Here is a 17,328-nt window from a genome sequence, read left to right as displayed (position 1 = left end):
CCACGTGGGAGCCGGTGCAGATCATGGACGGGTTTGGCACATTGTCAGACGCTGGCACGCTGGCGGGTGTCGACGGTGTGCAGTTGATCTCGGGACAGATCGGGCCCGAGTTGCGACCGGGCTTGTATGAAAGCGGCAAACAGAAACTGGCGCTGAATGTTGTTTCCGAAGACACCGAACTGCGACCGGTGGTTTGGCCTGCCAATGTGCCGATCAAAGGTCAGGAAATCAGCACCGAAACACCGCTTGGTGGGTTGCTTCTTAGCCTTGCTTTGATCCTGCTTACGATTGACGTGATTGCATCTTTGGCTTTGTCAGGCCGGTTGGGTTTGTCGCGCGCAGCGGCTGGCGTTCTGGCTGCGTTTTTGGTGGCGCCCGAGGTTCAGGCGCAGACGCCGGAAGACACCGAGTTTGCGCTGGCGGCAACCCATGAACTGGTTCTGGCACATGTGCTGACCGGTGACGCACAAGTGGACGACATTGCGCAGGCAGGATTGCGGGGATTGGCGCAAACCTTGTTTTATCGCACTTCGGTGGAACCCGCTGAACCGATCGGCGTGGATTTGGAACGCGATGAGCTGGCGTTCTTTCCGCTGCTGTACTGGCCGATTTCCCCAAGCCAGCCTCAGCCATCTGCTGAAGCATACGCGAAACTGAACGCCTATCTGCGCTCGGGTGGGATGATCCTGTTTGACACACGTGATGCCGATATTGCCGGTTTCGGCTCGTCCAGCCCGAATGGCCGCAAGTTGCAGCAACTGGCCGCGCCCATGAATATTCCAGCGTTAGAGCCGATTCCGCGCGATCACGTCCTGACCAGAACCTTCTATCTGTTGCAGGATTTCCCGGGCCGCTATTCCGGTACCGAGGTCTGGGTCGAAGCTGCGCCACTGGATGCGGAACAGATCGAAGGGATGCCTTTCCGAAACCTGAATGACAACGTGACCCCGGTTGTCATCGGCGGCAATGACTGGGCCGGGGCCTGGGCCGTGGATCGAAACGGACAGGCCCTGCTGCCAGTCGGGCGCGGTTATGCCGGAGAACGGCAGCGAGAACTGGCCAATCGCTTTGGCGTCAATCTGGTGATGCATGTGCTGACCGGGAATTACAAATCCGATCAGGTCCACGTGCCCGCCCTTCTGGACAGGTTGGGACAATGACCGGAACCGTCATATTTGATCCTCTGATCCCGTGGCCCATTCTGGCTGCCGTGGGTGCGATTGCTGTGGCTGGGGTCGTGTTGGCCTTGTGGCGTGGCCTGTCGGGCTGGGCGTTACGCGGGTTGGCGGCTTTGGTGGTTCTCGCCGCGCTGTCCGGTCCGGTTTATCAGATCGAAGATCGCGCGCCGCTGACTGATATCGTTTTGATGATCGAGGATGAAAGCGCCAGCCAGACGCTTTCGGACCGGGGGGAACAAACCGCACAGGCTGCCGAGGAACTCGCCGACGAGATTGAGGCGCGCGACAACACGGAACTTCGCCGCATTCGCGTTGGCGACGGGGATGGGGATGAAGGCACGCAGGTTATGGCCGCCCTGAATGAAGCTTTGGCCGAAGAACCCCGGGCCCGGATCGCGGGTATTCTGGTGGTGTCGGACGGGATCGTGCACGATGTGGATCAGACCCCGGACCTGCCCGCGCCGATGCATTTGCTGCAAACCGGGCGTGAAAGTGACTGGGATCGCAGGCTTATCGTCCGAAACGCGCCAGCCTTTGCCATTATTGGCGAGCCGGTCACATTGACCCTGCGCGTGGAAGACAGCGGTGCTGCGCCTGCAGGTGCGGCCACCGCGCCGCTCGAAATTTCGGTCGATGGCGGCGCGCCGGAACAGTTCAGTGTTCCTATTGGCCGCGATGTCGAATTGCCGATCACGCTGCCCCATGGCGGGCGCAATGTCATCCAGTTCTCTGTTCCTCAAGCCGACGGTGAATTGACTGACCGCAACAACACGGCTCTGATCCAGATGAACGGTGTTAGGGATCGTCTGCGCGTTTTGCTGGTGTCGGGAGAGCCGCATCCCGGTGGGCGCACATGGCGCAACCTGTTGAAATCCGACAGCTCGGTCGATTTGGTGCATTTCACCATTCTGCGCCCGCCCGAGAAACAAGATGGCGTGCCTGTCGATGAGCTTTCCTTGATCGCCTTTCCCACGCGTGAGCTGTTTCTGGAAAAGATCAACGATTTCGATCTGATCATCTTCGACCGGTACAAGCGGCGCGGTATCCTGCCTGCGATCTATCTGGACAACGTTACCAGTTACATCAATGACGGCGGTGCGGTTCTGATTGCGGCCGGTCCTGATTTCGCCAGCGCCGACAGTATCTTCCGATCTCCTCTGGCGCCGATCTTGCCGGCGCAGCCTTCAGCGCGGGTGTTCGAGGAACGGTATGTGCCGATGGTCAGCGACTTGGGGCAACGGCATCCGGTGACAACCAATCTGGGCGATTCCGAGAATTGGGGGGCGTGGTTGCGACAGATCGACGTGAATCACCGCTCGGGCGAGGTATTGATGACTGGCATCGACGAACGCCCGCTGCTGGTTCTGGACCGCGTGGGCGAGGGGCGCGTTGCGATGCTGGCCTCCGACCACGCTTGGCTGTGGAGCCGCGGTTTCGAAGGTGGTGGCCCGCAGTTGGAGCTGCTGCGCAGGCTCGCCCATTGGATGATGAAGGAACCCGAACTGGAAGAAGAAGCGCTGTGGGCCGAAGCCAACGGGCAATCCATGCGCATCATTCGCCAGACGCTTGAAGACGAGGTTGGGCCAGTGACGGTGACGCGCCCGAATGGCGAGACATTGGAGATTACCTTGGAAGAGGTCTCTCCCGGTCGGTTCGAAGCGCAATACTATGGGCCTGAGATCGGTCTTTATCGGTTGCAAGAAGGCGACCACATGGCCGTGATTGGCCTCGGCCCCGCCGCGCCGAAGGAATTTGAACGCACCATCGCAACCGGCGATGTTCTTGAACCGGTTCTGGCAGGTATGCGCGGTGGTGTGATCCGTCTGGAAGACGGTTTGCCAACAATCCGCAACGTGCGCGCCGGACGTCCAGCGGCTGGGCGGGGGTGGATCGGCCTGACCCCGCGCAATGCGTATGAAACACGGGACGTCACGCAGGCTGGTCTTCTGCCGCCTTGGCTGGTGTTGCTGTTGGCAGGAGGGTTCCTGCTGGGCGGTTGGCTGCGTGAAGGGCGACGCTAGTCGATCCTGATTGCCGCCCGGTCCGATTGGCCTTGCGAATCCACCACAACAAGCGAGGTGAATCCGGCCCCCGGATTCGGAATCTCGAACTCTCGCTGTCGCTGTCCGGTCAGCACGGGCACGCCATCTGCAAGCACTGAAAATGGCCCGACACCCCCACGTAGCTTCACTGTCAGGGGCGCTCCAAATGTCTCTAACACAGCGTTATCGGGCGGAAACAGCAGATCCGGAGCGGAGGGATCGTTTTGGAAAGCCGCTGTGCGAGGGCGAAAACGTTGCAAGGGTTGAGGCAATTGCGCAGCGCCGACCAGCAAGGTCGAGGGAGGCGGTGGGCGCAGCGGGCTAAGCGCGGGTTTCAGCAGGCTGAAGGCTTCGGCCAGAAGCGGTGCGGCAAGATCGCCTCCGAACGCGCCGGGAACGGGTGTTCCGTCCGCACGACCCAGCCAGACCCCAATGACGTGCTGCCCGTCAAAGCCGATGGCCCAGGCATCGCGGTGGCCATAAGAGGTGCCGGTTTTATAGGCCAGCGCCCCTGTCGCACCGCCTGCTGGGGGTGAAAGCCCGGCCAGAATGTCGGCGACCTGCCAGGCAGAGGTTTCTGACAAAACGCGCGGTGTTTGCTGCGTATCCGCCAAAACGTCGTGATACAGGACAGGGCCTTGCCCACCGGCTGCCAGAGCGGCGTAAATCTGTACCAGATCGCGCAGGCTCAACCCCACACCGCCCAATGAAATCGCCAATCCGGGCGTGCCACCGCTCAGACGCGGTTCCGATCCGGCCAAGCGCAGTGCTGTCAGCACGCGCGCGGGCCCCAACTCATTCGTCAAACGTACGACCGGGATGTTCAGCGACAATTGCAGGGCGTCCCGAACCCTCACATCGCCACGGAATGCGCCATCAAAATTGCGCGGGGAATATCGGCCAAACATGACGGGACTGTCGCTGATCAGAGTTTCGGGATGGGCCAGTCCCTGATCGAAGGCCAGCCCATAGACCAGAGGTTTCAAAGTTGATCCGGGTGACCGCAGCGCTTGTGTCATATCCACAAACCCCTGTCGGGCGTCCTGATACCCGGCGGACCCGACCGAGGCCAGAACCTCGCCACTGCGATGATCAGCCACGATCAGAGCGCCAGACACGCGTGATCCCGCGCGCGTGGCGGCCTTCATAACTAAAGCTTCCAACCGGGCCTGCAACCCGGCATCCAGGGTCAGATCAAAAGCGCTTGTCGCGGGCGCTTGACGCTTCACACGATCGGTCAGGTGCGGTGCAAGGCGTGGAAAGGGGTTCATTTTGTCGGGTAGGGGTTCCAACAAAGCCGTTCGTGTTTCAGCGGCGGTCAGGGCGCCGTGCCGCTCGAGCCTGCGCAGAACCCGATCCCGCGCTTTTTGAGCTGCGACAGGTTCACGATCCGGGCGTCGAGCTTCCGGGGATTGCGGCAATGCAACCAACAGGGCTGCTTGCGCGGGGGTCAGGCGGGCTGCGTCTTTGCCAAACCATGCACGGGTTCCGGCTCGGATACCTTCCAGATTGCCCCCATAGGGTGCGTGGGTCAGATAGAGGGTCAGGATTTGCCGTTTGCTTAACTGCTGCTCCAGCGCCAATGCGACTCTAATTTGGCGGATTTTACCGCTCCAGCGCCCGGTTGAGCCATCTTCGATCAGCCGCGCGACCTGCATGGTCAGGGTGGACCCACCCGACACCGTGCGCCCGTTCCAAAGGCTTTGCGCCACGGCCCGCAGCATCGCAACCGGGTCCACTCCGGTATGTGTCCAGAACCGTTTGTCTTCGTACCGGATGAGCATGGCGGTGAAATTCGGATCGACCGCGCCGGGTTGCAGTCTCCAAATCCCATCTTCAACCGGAAACGCACGCAAAAGGTCGCCGTTCCGGTCCCGCATCTCGACCGATGTTTCGGCCAGAACAGGGGGGAGGACTGTGGCGTCGATCCAGCGGTGGACACCGTCCCGAGCCAGTGCCGTCAGATAGAAGGCACCGGCCAGGGCCAACAAAAGCCGCGACGGCCTATGCATGACAGCCACCCGGGCAGTGATATTGCGCGGTGCAAATCACTGAACCTCGATCCGGCCAGTCGCTGTACGCGCGCGGTTTTGCGGGCGGTACATATCCTCGACCGAGGCCGCAGGATGATGGAAGAGACCCGGCGTAACAGCGCGCGCGACGTAGGCCAGCGTCACTGTTTCACGACCGGACAGATCAATAGCGGCTAGGAAACGGTCCGAGCGGAACTCGGTATGGGTGGCATCCGACAGATCCAGCCAGTCAAGCGACCGCACATCGCCTGAACGCAACAGGCTGGGGTTGTCGATTTCGATCCCGGCGGCAAGTGGATCATCGACCATCAGCCGCGCTCCGCCACTTTCGAACGGGGTCACTGTCAGAACCGTCACATACCTTTCGCCAACCTCAAAGCTGTTGGCGTCAATCGGATCGCCATCCATCGAGTAATATTGCCGTTCGATCGCATAACCATTGCCTCCCGCCTCGGGCGGAACCTCAGGGATTCCCGTGACCGTAAGGGTGATGTCCGTCGCCTGACCGTCACTTGCGGTAATGTTGACCTCATCCGCCTGACCAGACTGCAGAACCTGCACAAACGGACCAGCCACCTGAGAGCCGTTGACGGTCAAGCCTGATCCAGTCGGATCAGACACCAGCGCATGGGCGGCCAGAAGGGACCACGTGGCCTCTTGCGTGGACAAAGGGGCGCGACCGGTGCTGACACGTTGGATCAATGCGTCGCGATTGACGGCCTCGCTGCCCGCGCCCACGGCAAGGGTCAGCAACCCCGCCGCATCCCGCAGGTGCGTGCCGTAATCCGCGCGCCAGTAATTTTCCTGCTCATCAGAGGTTTGTTCCAACATGCGAGCGGCGCGGTTAAACATCGCGTCAGCTCGGGTCTGATCGCCGTAAGATGCAAGCGCTGTGCCCAATTGTGCGGCCGCCAATGGGGTGTCGAACGCATCCCCTTTGACATCTGCATAGTAGCGCAGATCACCCATCGATGCCGCGCCTTCTCGTGCCAGAACCATCATGGCATAGGCAATATCCTGACCGCCTTCGTCGAAGTCAGGCGCGTAGTTGACCCGGTTTCGAAGGTTGTCCATGGCCTGGGCAAAAGCTCGGTCTGGTACAGGGTGACCCTGAGCGCGCGCACGCGACAGGAAGTCTGTCACGTAAGCGTCCAGCCAGAAATCCCCACTTCCTGCACGCCAAAGGCCAAAGGCACCATTGGCTGCCTGACGGGTCAGGATGCTGCGAATAGACTCCGTTATGCGCCGATCCACTATCGGACCGTCCCCCAGCCCCGAGGCTTGCGCGACGGATGACAGATAAAGCAGCGGCAGGGCTTTGCTGGTGATCTGTTCGGTGCAGCCATAGGGGTAACGGTTCAACTGGTCCAACAAGCCGGGTGTATTGAATTTGGCCAATGCTCCGGCGGACAGAATGGCCTTGGCCGAACCGGGCTGGAACCCGTCAAATACGTCCTGCGAAAACAGGAAACTGTCGTCGGCCCCCAACGCGAAACGTCGTGTCTGTGCAATCACCGGATCGTTGGCACGTACGGGCATGCGCAGGGTTTGCGACAGGTCGCGGCCGTCCGGTGTGGTGATCGAGACACTGATTTCAGGATCGCCAACAACGCTGGCTGTGACGGGGATGTCAAAGACCGCCTTGCCGCCGTTCTCCAACACAAAGCTGGTCGGTGCCTCGCCCAGTTCCAATCCACCGGAAGCCGTCAGACCAAGTGCCATGTCTCCGGGTGTGCCATCGGCATGAACGATCTCAAGCCGCATCCGGCTTTGATCTCCGGGGGCAAGGAAACGCGGCAGGCTGGCGGTGACGACCACAGGGTCGCGGACGATCATATCGGCTTCTGCCTGCCCGACTGCTTTGGGTGACCACGCGACCGCCATCAATCGGACAGTGCCATTGAAGGCGGGTAGGGGAATGTCCACCTCAACCTCTCCGTCCGGGCCGACCTGCACCGGGCCGCTGAACACGGCCATCAAGTCTTGCGTCGGAGGCGGGGACTGGCGGCGCATCCCGTTATCTGCGTCACCACCGGAGCGGACGGTGCCCATCGCTCCGGTCATGCCGTCGATCAGGCGTCCGTAAACGTCGCGCAGATCCACGCCAAGACGGCGTTGCCCAAAGTAATATTCCTGCGGATCGGGACTTTCAAACCCGGTCAGGTTCAGAATGCCCACATCCACAGCAGCGAGTGTCAGCCAGACCGGGTCATTCTTCGAGGTATTCTCGACCCTAACACGGGCTTTTTGCGTTTGCCGTGGAGATGTGACCTCGGGCACATCAATTGCGACGTCCAGCTTGCGATCTGCTGGATCGATGGAGGCATGCGCCACACCCATCGCACGCGCCGGGTTTTGACCTGCTGCGACGTTCATCGGGCGGATGACTGTGGCGGTGACATATGCCCCCGCACCCCAATCTTCGGTCACTTCGATCGGGATTACGGTTTCACCTTCCGGCACGTCCACCATCTGGCGATGGATCAGCCGGTTCGACAGGATTTCGATCTGGGCGACGCCCGCCATGCGTGGGACGATACGCAACTGGGCGGTATCACCTGCGCGATAGGTGTCACGGTCCAGCGACATCTCAAGGCGGTCTGGTGTGGTTGACGCATCCGCGGCCTGATACCAGCCTGCATAGAAATCGACGGCGGTTTCGGCATATGTGCCGTCGACGCGCTGGACGACCAGTTCGTAACGGCCCCAATCCACGGGCTGCGCCAGTGTCAAAGGATCTGTCGACATGTCCACTTCGCCGGTGGCAATGCGAGTGCGGCGGGTTGTCGGTTCCCAATTCCAGTTGCCGTACAGCTGATACCACTGATACTGCGTCTCGACCCGGTTCAGTGTCCACCGCAGCCGCATGGGGCTGGGCGTCAGGTCAGGGGCGAGGGCGACGATCTGAAACGCAGCTTCGGTACCTTCAGGAACAACCTCTTCAAACAGAGGTTTGACACCGATCACCGGCTGCGGTGGCAGGACCGGAGCAGACAGGCGACGCTCAACCGGACGGCCAGAACCATCGGTCAATCGTGCGATGATTTCAGCCTCAATCGGCTTTCCTTCTGTCTCTAACACTGGAATTTCGACGGCTACGGTGGCCTGTCCCGCTGCATCTGTGCGCGTGTTCCCGAAATACGTGCTTTTGATCACGGCCTCGGCATCGTAGCGGCCAAAGCGATAGCCTTCATACCCAGGAACCGTATCAGCGGCGCGCGCGATGACCTGTCCGTCAATGCTCAGGTCAGATCCCGGCGCACCAAAAAGATAGCGCGCATCTATAGAAAGCGGTGGGCTATCGCCGGGCCGCAGGGGCGCGTCGGGCAGGGTCAGATCGAAATCGATACGTTCAGGCAGAAAGTCCTCGACCAATACTGTCTGACGCGCCAGTGCCTCGCCTTTGGGGTCAGATTTAATCTCAATCTTCCATGCTCCACGCGGTACGTCGACAGCGACAGGCAGGGCAAAGACATGGCCCCCGGCAACGCCCCCGTCCGAGACAGATCGGCGGTATTCCACCCCGTCCGGGCGATACAGGATCGTGGTCAGGGGCAGCCCTTCGATTGCCTGTGCCTCACCATCTCGGGACAGCGCGGTGACATGGATGACCTCTCCGGCACGATAGGCACCCCGATCTGTGGTCAGGAATACGTCAACCGGCCCCGCAGGCGCGCGCCCTTCGACGCCGCGATCCGACAGATCAAAAGCGGGATCTGTCAGAGACAAAAAGCTGAAATCGCTGTCCCCGGCAGAGGCGATGACCAAGGCAGGCGCACTGGCCCCCTTCCCGCGGATCAGGCCGGGATCGAAGGTGGCATAGCCGGTTTCATCGGTCTGCGCGGTTGCAATGACCGCGTTTGCATTTGTGACCAGCGAAACCTCGACGTCCTGACGCGGTGCTGCATCGCTGAGGCTACGCACCGTCACGTGCAGCCCATCCGTGCCAAGCGCGGTGCTGATCCCCAGATCGGACAGCACAAACCACTGTGTCGCGCCTGGGTCGTCATACGGATCGGCCCCCGGAACACGGGCGGTCAGCGCATAGATGCCTGCAGGCTGATCAGCGATGGCCTCTGACATGGGCAGGCGCGCTGTCATGGTTTGGTTCAACTGGTTGGATACTTCGGCTGTTCCGGTCCAGATGTCCTCGGCAATCTGATCCGAGAATTCCTCTTCCTGCCATTCGCTGAGCGGGCGGCCAAAGAAGTCCTGTTGCACCGCGCGCAACAGGTTCCGGTCGCTGACCCGCCGCAGGATCAGATCCAGCTCGGTGACGTTAACTGTTTCGACCGGCAAAGCCGCTTCCGCAGATTTCGGAAGGACATAGCTGCGTCCGGGAAACCGAACCGACGGCGTGCGGTCGCGTACATAGTGGGTCAGGTCAACGTTGCGATTCAGTGCTTCTCCCGAGGCGGCAGGCAAACCCTGTCTTAAAGTCAGGCGATAGCGCTGGCCATGCGCGACGCCATCTATGCAAAGCTGCTTTTCGTCGGGCTGAACAACCAGTCCTGTGTCGTCGCGTTGCACAAAGGGATCGTAGTCAACACCGGCCTTGACCAATGGTTCCGAAAACTCAACACAGATCCGGGGCGCGACCGCGTCGCTCTCGACCGCGGTATCGACCACTCGGAACCCGTATTTCCCGATCGCATCGTCAAGCGCGGCCAGTACGTCCTCACGCGGCTGCAGCTGTTCGGCCAGCCGCAAAACAGGGATCATGTCGCGGCCACGATCGACCTCCTCCAGAGCGTTTGCCAAAGTCATCAAGGCGGTGATTTGTGATCCCGTAGTCTCGGACCGCAAATAACCGTTGATCGCCGCGTTCAGCGCACGGTTTCGAAGATCGCGCCGCTCGTTCCAGCCTGAGGGATTAATGGTCAGCAACAAGCGCGCGTATTCCACCCAAAGATCCGGCGCATCGCTGAGAGATACGGCAACACCGGTCCATTGCATCGCTTGTGTCGCACTTCCCGCGCCGCGCGCCGCGTCCAACACAGCTTGCAGATCGTAACCGCCGGCAGGATGCAGGAAACCCAGATTGCGCGCCTGATCCGTCGCCCGCTTCAAATCAGCAGATCCCAGCACGCTCAGCGCCGTTGCACGCGTTTTTCCCAATATCAGAGCCTGCTCTGAGGTTGTTACCTTTTGCGCGGAAAGCGCTCCCTGATACGCCGCCTGCCGGGTCACCCCGTCTTTGGGAAAGCAGGCATCGGATCGCGTGTTATAGGTGAAAGCTGTGCAGCGATCATTGGCCGAGCAAGCCTGAATGCATGATTTCAGATCTGTGTCGAACAGCGCATCCAGATCTGACCCAAAAAAATCCGTGTCCCGCGTAGTGATGTAGCGAAATTCGGGCACGGCGTTCTGCGCCAGAACTGTGCCGGGCAGGATCAAGAATGAAAAGACATAAGTTATTGAAATAAAAACAAAGCGGTGCATGGTGCCCTCCTCTTTGTGCTCAGCCTTGCATGGCGTGCGTCGGTTGCGCAACGGCTTAAACAGTTTTTCATTCTCTGCCGCGATGCTGAATTTTCCACGTCCCGGAACAGATCACGATGAGTCTTGCAAACAAACTGGCACAGGAACGGCGCGCGCGTTTGGCGGCAGAACGAATGCTGGCGCTGAAACAGGCCGAGCTTTCGGCGGCCAACCGGAAACTTGGCCAGCACGCGATGGCTTTGACCAAACGTATCGGCGAAACACAGGCCGAGGTTGAAACTGTTCGGGACGAGAATGAAAAGGTCAAATCCGATCTGACCGTAGCTCATGCCAAGATCGAGGTGGCCGAACGTCGTCTGTGGCACTCCATTCAGACCATCCAGGACGGTTTTGCTTTTTTTGACGGTGAGGGTCGTCTGATCGGGGCCAACACCGCCTATCTCAGTGTTTTTGATGGTCTGGATGAGGTGGTGCCCGGGATAACCTACCCTCGTATTCTTGAATTGCTGACAACCGAAGGCATTGTCGACATAGGTGATGAAGCCGCTGATGCGTGGCGTGCAAGGATGCAAGCGCGCTGGAACCGTGCCCATCCGCCGCCGATCGTGTTGCAACTGTGGAATGGGCAATACATTCGCCTGATCGACCAGCGGGGCAGCGGCGGCGACGTTGTCAGCCTTGCGCTCAATATCACCGCGTCGGTTCGGCATGAGACCGAACTGACAGCAGCGCGCGAACGGGCCGAGACGGCCAACCGTGCCAAATCCGCGTTTTTAGCCAACATGAGCCACGAAATCCGCACCCCGATGAACGGTATCGTCGGGATGAGTGAGTTGCTGGACGAAACCCCCTTGAACGAAGAACAACGCCTGTACGTCAACACGATCAGAAACTCGGGCGAGGCCCTGCTTGTGATTATCAATGACGTTCTGGATTATTCGAAGATTGAAGCCGACAAACTTGTCCTGCACCCTGAACATTTCGATCTGGAGCGCTGTATTCTAGAGGTTGCGATGCTGTTGCAGCCCAGCGTACGCGACAAGGGCCTGACGTTGCTGGTTGATTATGATCTGTTCCTGCCCACTCTTTTCGTAGGCGATCCTGGTCGGATTCGGCAAGTTTTGACCAACTTGGTTGGCAATGCGGTCAAATTCACGTCCGAAGGGCATGTTTTGATCCGCGTTACTGGCGTGCCCCATCCTGATGCGCAAACCTGCGACATTCACGTTGCCATCGAAGACACAGGCATCGGAATCGAGACTGAAAAAATCGGCCATATCTTTGGCGAGTTCAATCAAGTTGAAGACCAGCGAAACCGCCAGTTCGAAGGTACGGGGCTGGGGTTGGCCATCACCAAACGCTTGATTTCCATGATGGGTGGCGCTGTCTGGGTCGAAAGTGAGTTGGGGCAGGGGTCTTGTTTCGGGTTTCGCATTTCGCTGCCCACCGCCGAAGGCTCACAACCCGAACCACCAGATCTGAAGGAATGCGTTAAACATGTCATGGTGGTTGATGACCTTGCCGTAAACCGTGCCATCCTTGCAAAACAACTTGGCCGGTTGGGCGCCGAGGTGACTGTATGTACTTCGGGCGGCGAAGCGCTGGCTAAAATAACTGATCAGGTTGAGCTGGTCCTGTGCGACCACGACCTGCCGGACATGGACGGGCTTGACCTTGCAACCTCGCTCAAGGACCGGGGCTGGGGGGACCTGCCTGTGATTGTGATGTCCGCAAATCCCGCTCTGATACACGCCCACCCTGCGCGCGACCTTCTGAGCGGCGTTTTGCAGAAACCAATCCCCCGGTCTGAACTCTATGGCAGGCTGATGGCCCTCAAAGCGTCTTCGAAGGCTGCTTGCGCGCCAAAACCACAGGAGAATGAGTCTAATAAAGGCGATTTCGAAACAGCCAATACCCGACGTATGAAAATCCTCGCGGCTGAAGACAACCGCACCAACCAACTGATCCTGAAAAAGATGGTGAAGGATTTGAATATCGATTTGCGCTTTGCATCGCACGGGCTCGAAGCGGTTGAGGTCTATCAGGAGTTCGCACCTGATCTGATATTCATGGATATCTCTATGCCCAAAATGGATGGTAAACAGGCGACTACCGAAATCCGACGGCTCGAGGTTGAAACCGGCCGCCATGTACCAATCGTTGCCCTTACCGCTCATGCAATGGCCGGGGATGATGAAGGGATCCTATCCGCCGGGCTCGACCATTACCTGACCAAACCGCTGCACAAGACACTCATCCATCAAATGATCCTGCAACATCAACCAGATGACGTAACCTGCGTTGAAAAAACTGATCCCGATGAAACTATGAAATGCCGCAATGATCAAAAGCAGGATCCTGCTTCATCTGGCTAAAAATACCTCGGGGAGCGCGAGGGGCTGGCCCCTCGCTTCCTTCCCGACACAAAAGCGCTGACCTTCGTTTTCCAACGGATGTATTCAGGCCACATAGGGTCTGACAAAGACCGGTTTGTCCTCTTCTGACAGGTCCGCACGGTAAGCGTAACCGCCGGTGTCAAACTCTAACAATGCTTTGGGATCAGTCAGGCGATGTTGGATGATGTACCGCGCCATGGCCCCGCGGGCTTTTTTTGCAAAAAAACTGACGATCTTTGGCGTGCCGTTTTTGTCTTCCATGAACACCGGCGTGACGATCCGTAGCTTCAGTGCTTTTGGGTCAACCGCGCCAAAATACTCCTGGCTCGCGCAGTTGATCAGAACATCGCTGCCAATTTCCGCGCTTTGCGCATTCAGCGCTTTGCTGAGCTGGTCGCCCCAGTAGTCATAAAGGTTCTTGCCGCGCCGGGTTTTCAGCTTGCTGCCCATCTCCAGCCGATAAGGCTGGATCGCATCCAGAGGTCGCAGAACGCCATAAAGTCCCGAGAGGATGCGCACGTGATCCTGGGCCCATGCCATTTCGTCCGCATCCAGCGACGCAGCCTCCAATCCTTGATAAGTGTCGCCTGCAAAGGCCAGCGCGGCGGGGCGGGTAACTTCAGCCTCGGGCGCGTCCGTAAAGGCGCGATAGCGGTCGCGGTTCAGGCGCGCCAGGTCGTCGCTCAGGTTCATCAGCTTTTTCAGATCACCAAGCGTCAGATTGCGGGCAGTCTTCGACAGCCGGATCGCGTCATCCTGAAAGTCGGGTTGTGTGACCGCGACATCCCGCTCTGCCCAGTCCAGCCGCTTGGCCGGGGAAATCACTACCAGCATATCCGCCCTCTTTCCTTGCCTGATTTGGTGTATCTAGGTCGTTTTGCGTTTTACCAAAAGAACATTTGTCGAAAGGCGCGGTCGACCGTTGGGGGAGGCAGCGTCTTTTGACACGATTGAGGCGCAAAACGAACTAGCCCGCCTCACGCAGCACGTCCAGAAAGGCAGCGCCAAACCTTTCGTGACGTCGATCACCCAGCACCGTCTCGATCCCGCGCGGATCATCCGGGCGCATCTGCGCCACCTTTGCCAGTTGCGAGGCCGTGCAGGTCAATGGCTTATCTATCCCATCGGGGCCGCGCGACAACTGAGACTGTACTTCGAGCAAACGGTCGTAAATCTCACCCTGGTCGCGCCCCGCCAGTTTGCGGCGGGCTGGGTGCACGGACTCAACCGCGCCTGCGATGACTTCAAGGAAGGTGTCGCCATAGCGTTCCAGCTTTTTGGCGCCAACACCGCCAACACGCGCCATATCATCCAGTGTAGTGGGGCGTTTTTCAGCCATTTCGATCAAAGTGCGATCAGGGAAGATCACATAGGCTGGCACACGTGCGGTTTCTGCCAAAGCGCGGCGTTTGGCCTTTAAGGCCGACAGTAACGGCGCGTCTTCCTCGGACACCATGGCTTTCACTGCGGGGCGGCGCGTGGCCTTTCGGATCGTGTCCTTGCGCAGGCTGATCAGTGCCTCGCCCTTCAGGATCGGCTTGGCGGCTTCGGTCATGCGCAGCGCGCCGTGGCGTTCTGGATCTGGGCGGACCAGATCGTGGCCCATCATCTGCCGGAAAATCGCTTGCCATTGCGGACGCGACCAGTCTTTGCCAATGCCCCAGGTGGACAGATCGTTGTGACGACGCGCGCGTATCTTGTCGGTTTCGTTCCCCAGCAGAATGTCGATCAGATGGCCTGAACCAAACCATTCGTCCGTCCGCAAGATCGCGGACAGGGCCATACGGACCGGTGTTGTTCCGTCGAAAACCTCAGGTGGCGTGTCACACAGGTCGCATTTCCCGCATGGCACTGCCTGTTCGCCAAAATAGCCCAACAAGGTCTGGCGGCGACATTTCAGTGCTTCGGCCAAACCCAACAAGGCGTTCAGTCGAGCATGGTCGGCCATGCGACGTTCAGGCGGTGCCAGCCCTTCGTCGATCTGCGACCGCCGAAGGCGAATATCGTCAGGACCGAACAGGGTGAGTGTTTCAGCAGGACCACCATCGCGCCCGGCGCGACCAATTTCCTGATAATAGGCTTCGATGGACTTGGGCAGATCAGCATGGGCCACCCAACGGATATCGGGTTTGTCGATCCCCATACCAAAGGCAACGGTTGCCACAACGATCAGCCCATCCTCGCGGGCGAAGCGGGTTTCGACGATGCGACGATCCTCGGGGTCCATACCGCCGTGATAGTGACAGGCGGTGTGGCCTTCGTCGCGCAGAGCCTTGGCCAGCACTTCGGTCTTGTTGCGGGTGCCGCAATAGACGATGCCGGATTGACCCTTACGGGCAGCGGCGAAATCGAGGATTTGTTTGCGCGGCCCGTCCTTGGCAGCAAACGCCAGATGAATGTTAGGCCGATCAAACCCACGCAGAAACTTGCGCGGTTCGGTGCCGTCAAACAGTTTCTCGACAATCTCGTCCTGCGTTTCCGCATCCGCTGTGGCGGTGAAGGCCGCCAGCGGCACGTTCAGCGCACGCCGCAACTCACCGATCCGCAGATAGTCGGGGCGAAAATCGTGACCCCATTGGCTGACGCAATGCGCCTCATCCACGGCAATCAGGCTGACATTGATCCGGCGCAGCATGCCCAACGCCGACCCAGCCGCCAGACGTTCCGGTGCCATGTAAAGCAGCTTGAGCCTTCCGGCTTCCAACGCTTCCCATACGGCATCGGTTTCTTCGGGCGTATTGCCCGAGGTCAGCGCCCCGGCCTCGACCCCGGCCTCCTGCAGCCCACGAACCTGATCGCGCATCAAGGCGATCAGCGGCGAAATCACCACTGTCACCCCGTCGCGCATCAAGGCAGGCAGCTGAAAACACAAGGATTTCCCGCCCCCGGTCGGCATGATGGCCAGCACGTTTTCGCCCGAGGTCACGGCATCGACAATCTCTTCCTGTCCGGGGCGGAAGTCGTCGAATCCAAAGACATCTCGCAACAAGGGTGCGGAGTCGAACATCTGCGGGGTTGCCCTGTTTTAAGGTTTATCTGCTCTTAAGACAGGACAATCACATACTAAGATTCAGTGAACAAGAGGTCAGTAGAAATAGGGCGCATTGTTGATCAGGATGATCCGCAGCGCGTAGACCCCGATCAGCACCACCAATGGCGTCAGATCCAGCCCACCCATATTGGGCAGGATGCGGCGGATGGGGCCGTAAATAGGCTCTAATATGCGGTTCAGCCCGTACCAGATTTGCGCGACCAGTTGCTGGTGCAAGTTGAGCACCTGAAAGTTGATCAGCCAGCTCATGATCACATGGGCCAGAATGATGAACCAGACAACGTCCAGGATCAGCAGCAGGATTTGGATCAGCGACAGCATGGGTTCTCCGTTTTCTAGTTGGCCGAGACCTAAGCACCACAACGGCAAAGAGCAAGTGTCCGGCACTCAAAGCTTGCGAATTGAACCAAACCCCCGTCTTATGAACGCAACAATAACAGAGGCAGAGATGGCAGAGATTTCCAAACGCAGGCGCATCTGGGGCTGGTGGTTTTTTGACTGGGCCAGCCAACCGTATCACACGCTGCTGGTCACCTTTGTCTTTGGCCCATACTTCGCCGGGGTGGCAGCCGGGTACTACGCGAACAGTGGACTGGATGCCGAAGCCGCAGCCGCGCAGGCGCAGACGGTCTGGGCAAATTGCCTGACGATCACAGGGTTGATCATTGCCTTTGGCGCGCCTTTGCTGGGGGCGATGGCGGACGTGTCGGGGCGGCGCATTCCTTGGATTTTTGCGTTTTCGGTGATGTACGCGGTTGGATCCGGCGCGTTGTGGTACACGATGCCCGATGGTTCGAACATGTGGCTGATGCTGTCGGCCTTTGGGTTGGGCTTCGTGGGCGCGGAATATGCGCTGATCTTTATCAATTCTCAGCTACCTGATCTGGGCGACGACAGTGAAGTGGGCGAGATTTCGGGCTCGGGATTTGCGTTTGGCTATTTTGGCGGGCTGATCTCGTTGGCGATCATGCTGGCGTTGTTTGTTGAACAGGCGAACGGGAAGACCTTGATCGGGATGGAGCCTGCCCTGGGCCTCGACGCGGCGACCCGAGAAGGCACACGTTTTGTCGGCCCGTTTACGGCTGCTTGGTTCATTCTGTTTATGGTGCCCTATTTCCTGTGGGTGCGCGATGACGCACCAGCGGACAAAACGGGCAGCGTGGGTGAAGCGCTGCGTCTGCTGGC

9 protein-coding genes are annotated in these 17,328 nt (G+C 59.3%); 4 read left to right on the top strand and 5 right to left on the bottom strand.

What is annotated here, in order from left to right:
- On the top strand, window positions 1–1,160 hold a 1,160-nt coding region (locus AC2FNU_RS18795), incomplete at its 5' end, for a DUF4159 domain-containing protein (RefSeq protein WP_496791477.1).
- Window positions 1,157–3,199: a hypothetical protein gene (locus tag AC2FNU_RS18790; RefSeq protein ID WP_496791472.1), complete on the top strand. Its 2,043-nt coding sequence runs from the start codon at window positions 1,157–1,159 to the stop codon at window positions 3,197–3,199. The genes AC2FNU_RS18795 and AC2FNU_RS18790, both read left to right, overlap by 4 nt.
- Here the strand turns inward: AC2FNU_RS18790 and pbpC are convergent.
- Together pbpC and AC2FNU_RS18780 are read right to left on the bottom strand one after the other, a co-directional pair.
- Window positions 3,196–5,232, bottom strand: coding sequence for a penicillin-binding protein 1C (gene pbpC / locus AC2FNU_RS18785; RefSeq protein ID WP_496791469.1), 2,037 nt, complete (start codon window positions 5,230–5,232; stop codon window positions 3,196–3,198). The genes AC2FNU_RS18790 and pbpC overlap by 4 nt on opposite strands.
- 36 nt (window positions 5,233–5,268) lie before the next feature.
- Window positions 5,269–10,695: an alpha-2-macroglobulin family protein gene (locus AC2FNU_RS18780; protein ID WP_496791466.1), complete on the bottom strand. Its 5,427-nt coding sequence runs from the start codon at window positions 10,693–10,695 to the stop codon at window positions 5,269–5,271.
- Between the two features lie 116 nt (window positions 10,696–10,811).
- Between AC2FNU_RS18780 and AC2FNU_RS18775 the strand changes: the two genes are divergently transcribed.
- On the top strand, window positions 10,812–13,070 hold the full coding sequence (locus tag AC2FNU_RS18775; protein WP_496791463.1) for a response regulator: 2,259 nt from the start codon (window positions 10,812–10,814) through the stop codon (window positions 13,068–13,070).
- An 84-nt stretch (window positions 13,071–13,154) separates the two neighbouring features.
- Here AC2FNU_RS18775 and yaaA read toward each other — a convergent pair whose 3' ends face one another.
- From yaaA to AC2FNU_RS18760, 3 genes are all read right to left on the bottom strand, one after another.
- Window positions 13,155–13,925: a peroxide stress protein YaaA gene (gene yaaA / locus AC2FNU_RS18770; protein WP_496791460.1), complete on the bottom strand. Its 771-nt coding sequence runs from the start codon at window positions 13,923–13,925 to the stop codon at window positions 13,155–13,157.
- Between the two features lie 133 nt (window positions 13,926–14,058).
- The gene (gene recQ, locus AC2FNU_RS18765; RefSeq protein WP_496791456.1) at window positions 14,059–16,098 is read right to left on the bottom strand and encodes a DNA helicase RecQ; all 2,040 of its coding nucleotides are present in this window, start codon (window positions 16,096–16,098) and stop codon (window positions 14,059–14,061) included.
- 78 nt (window positions 16,099–16,176) lie between these two features.
- Window positions 16,177–16,464: a YggT family protein gene (locus tag AC2FNU_RS18760; protein ID WP_171178365.1), complete on the bottom strand. Its 288-nt coding sequence runs from the start codon at window positions 16,462–16,464 to the stop codon at window positions 16,177–16,179.
- A 127-nt stretch (window positions 16,465–16,591) separates the two neighbouring features.
- On the opposite strand from AC2FNU_RS18760, the gene AC2FNU_RS18755 reads away from it, so the two are divergent.
- The coding region (locus AC2FNU_RS18755) for an MFS transporter (RefSeq protein WP_496791481.1) at window positions 16,592–17,328 on the top strand (737 nt) is incomplete at its 3' end.

The sequence above is a fragment of the Ruegeria sp. BHSB064 genome (assembly GCF_059613205.1).
This window is presented reverse-complemented; position numbering and strand designations above follow the sequence as displayed.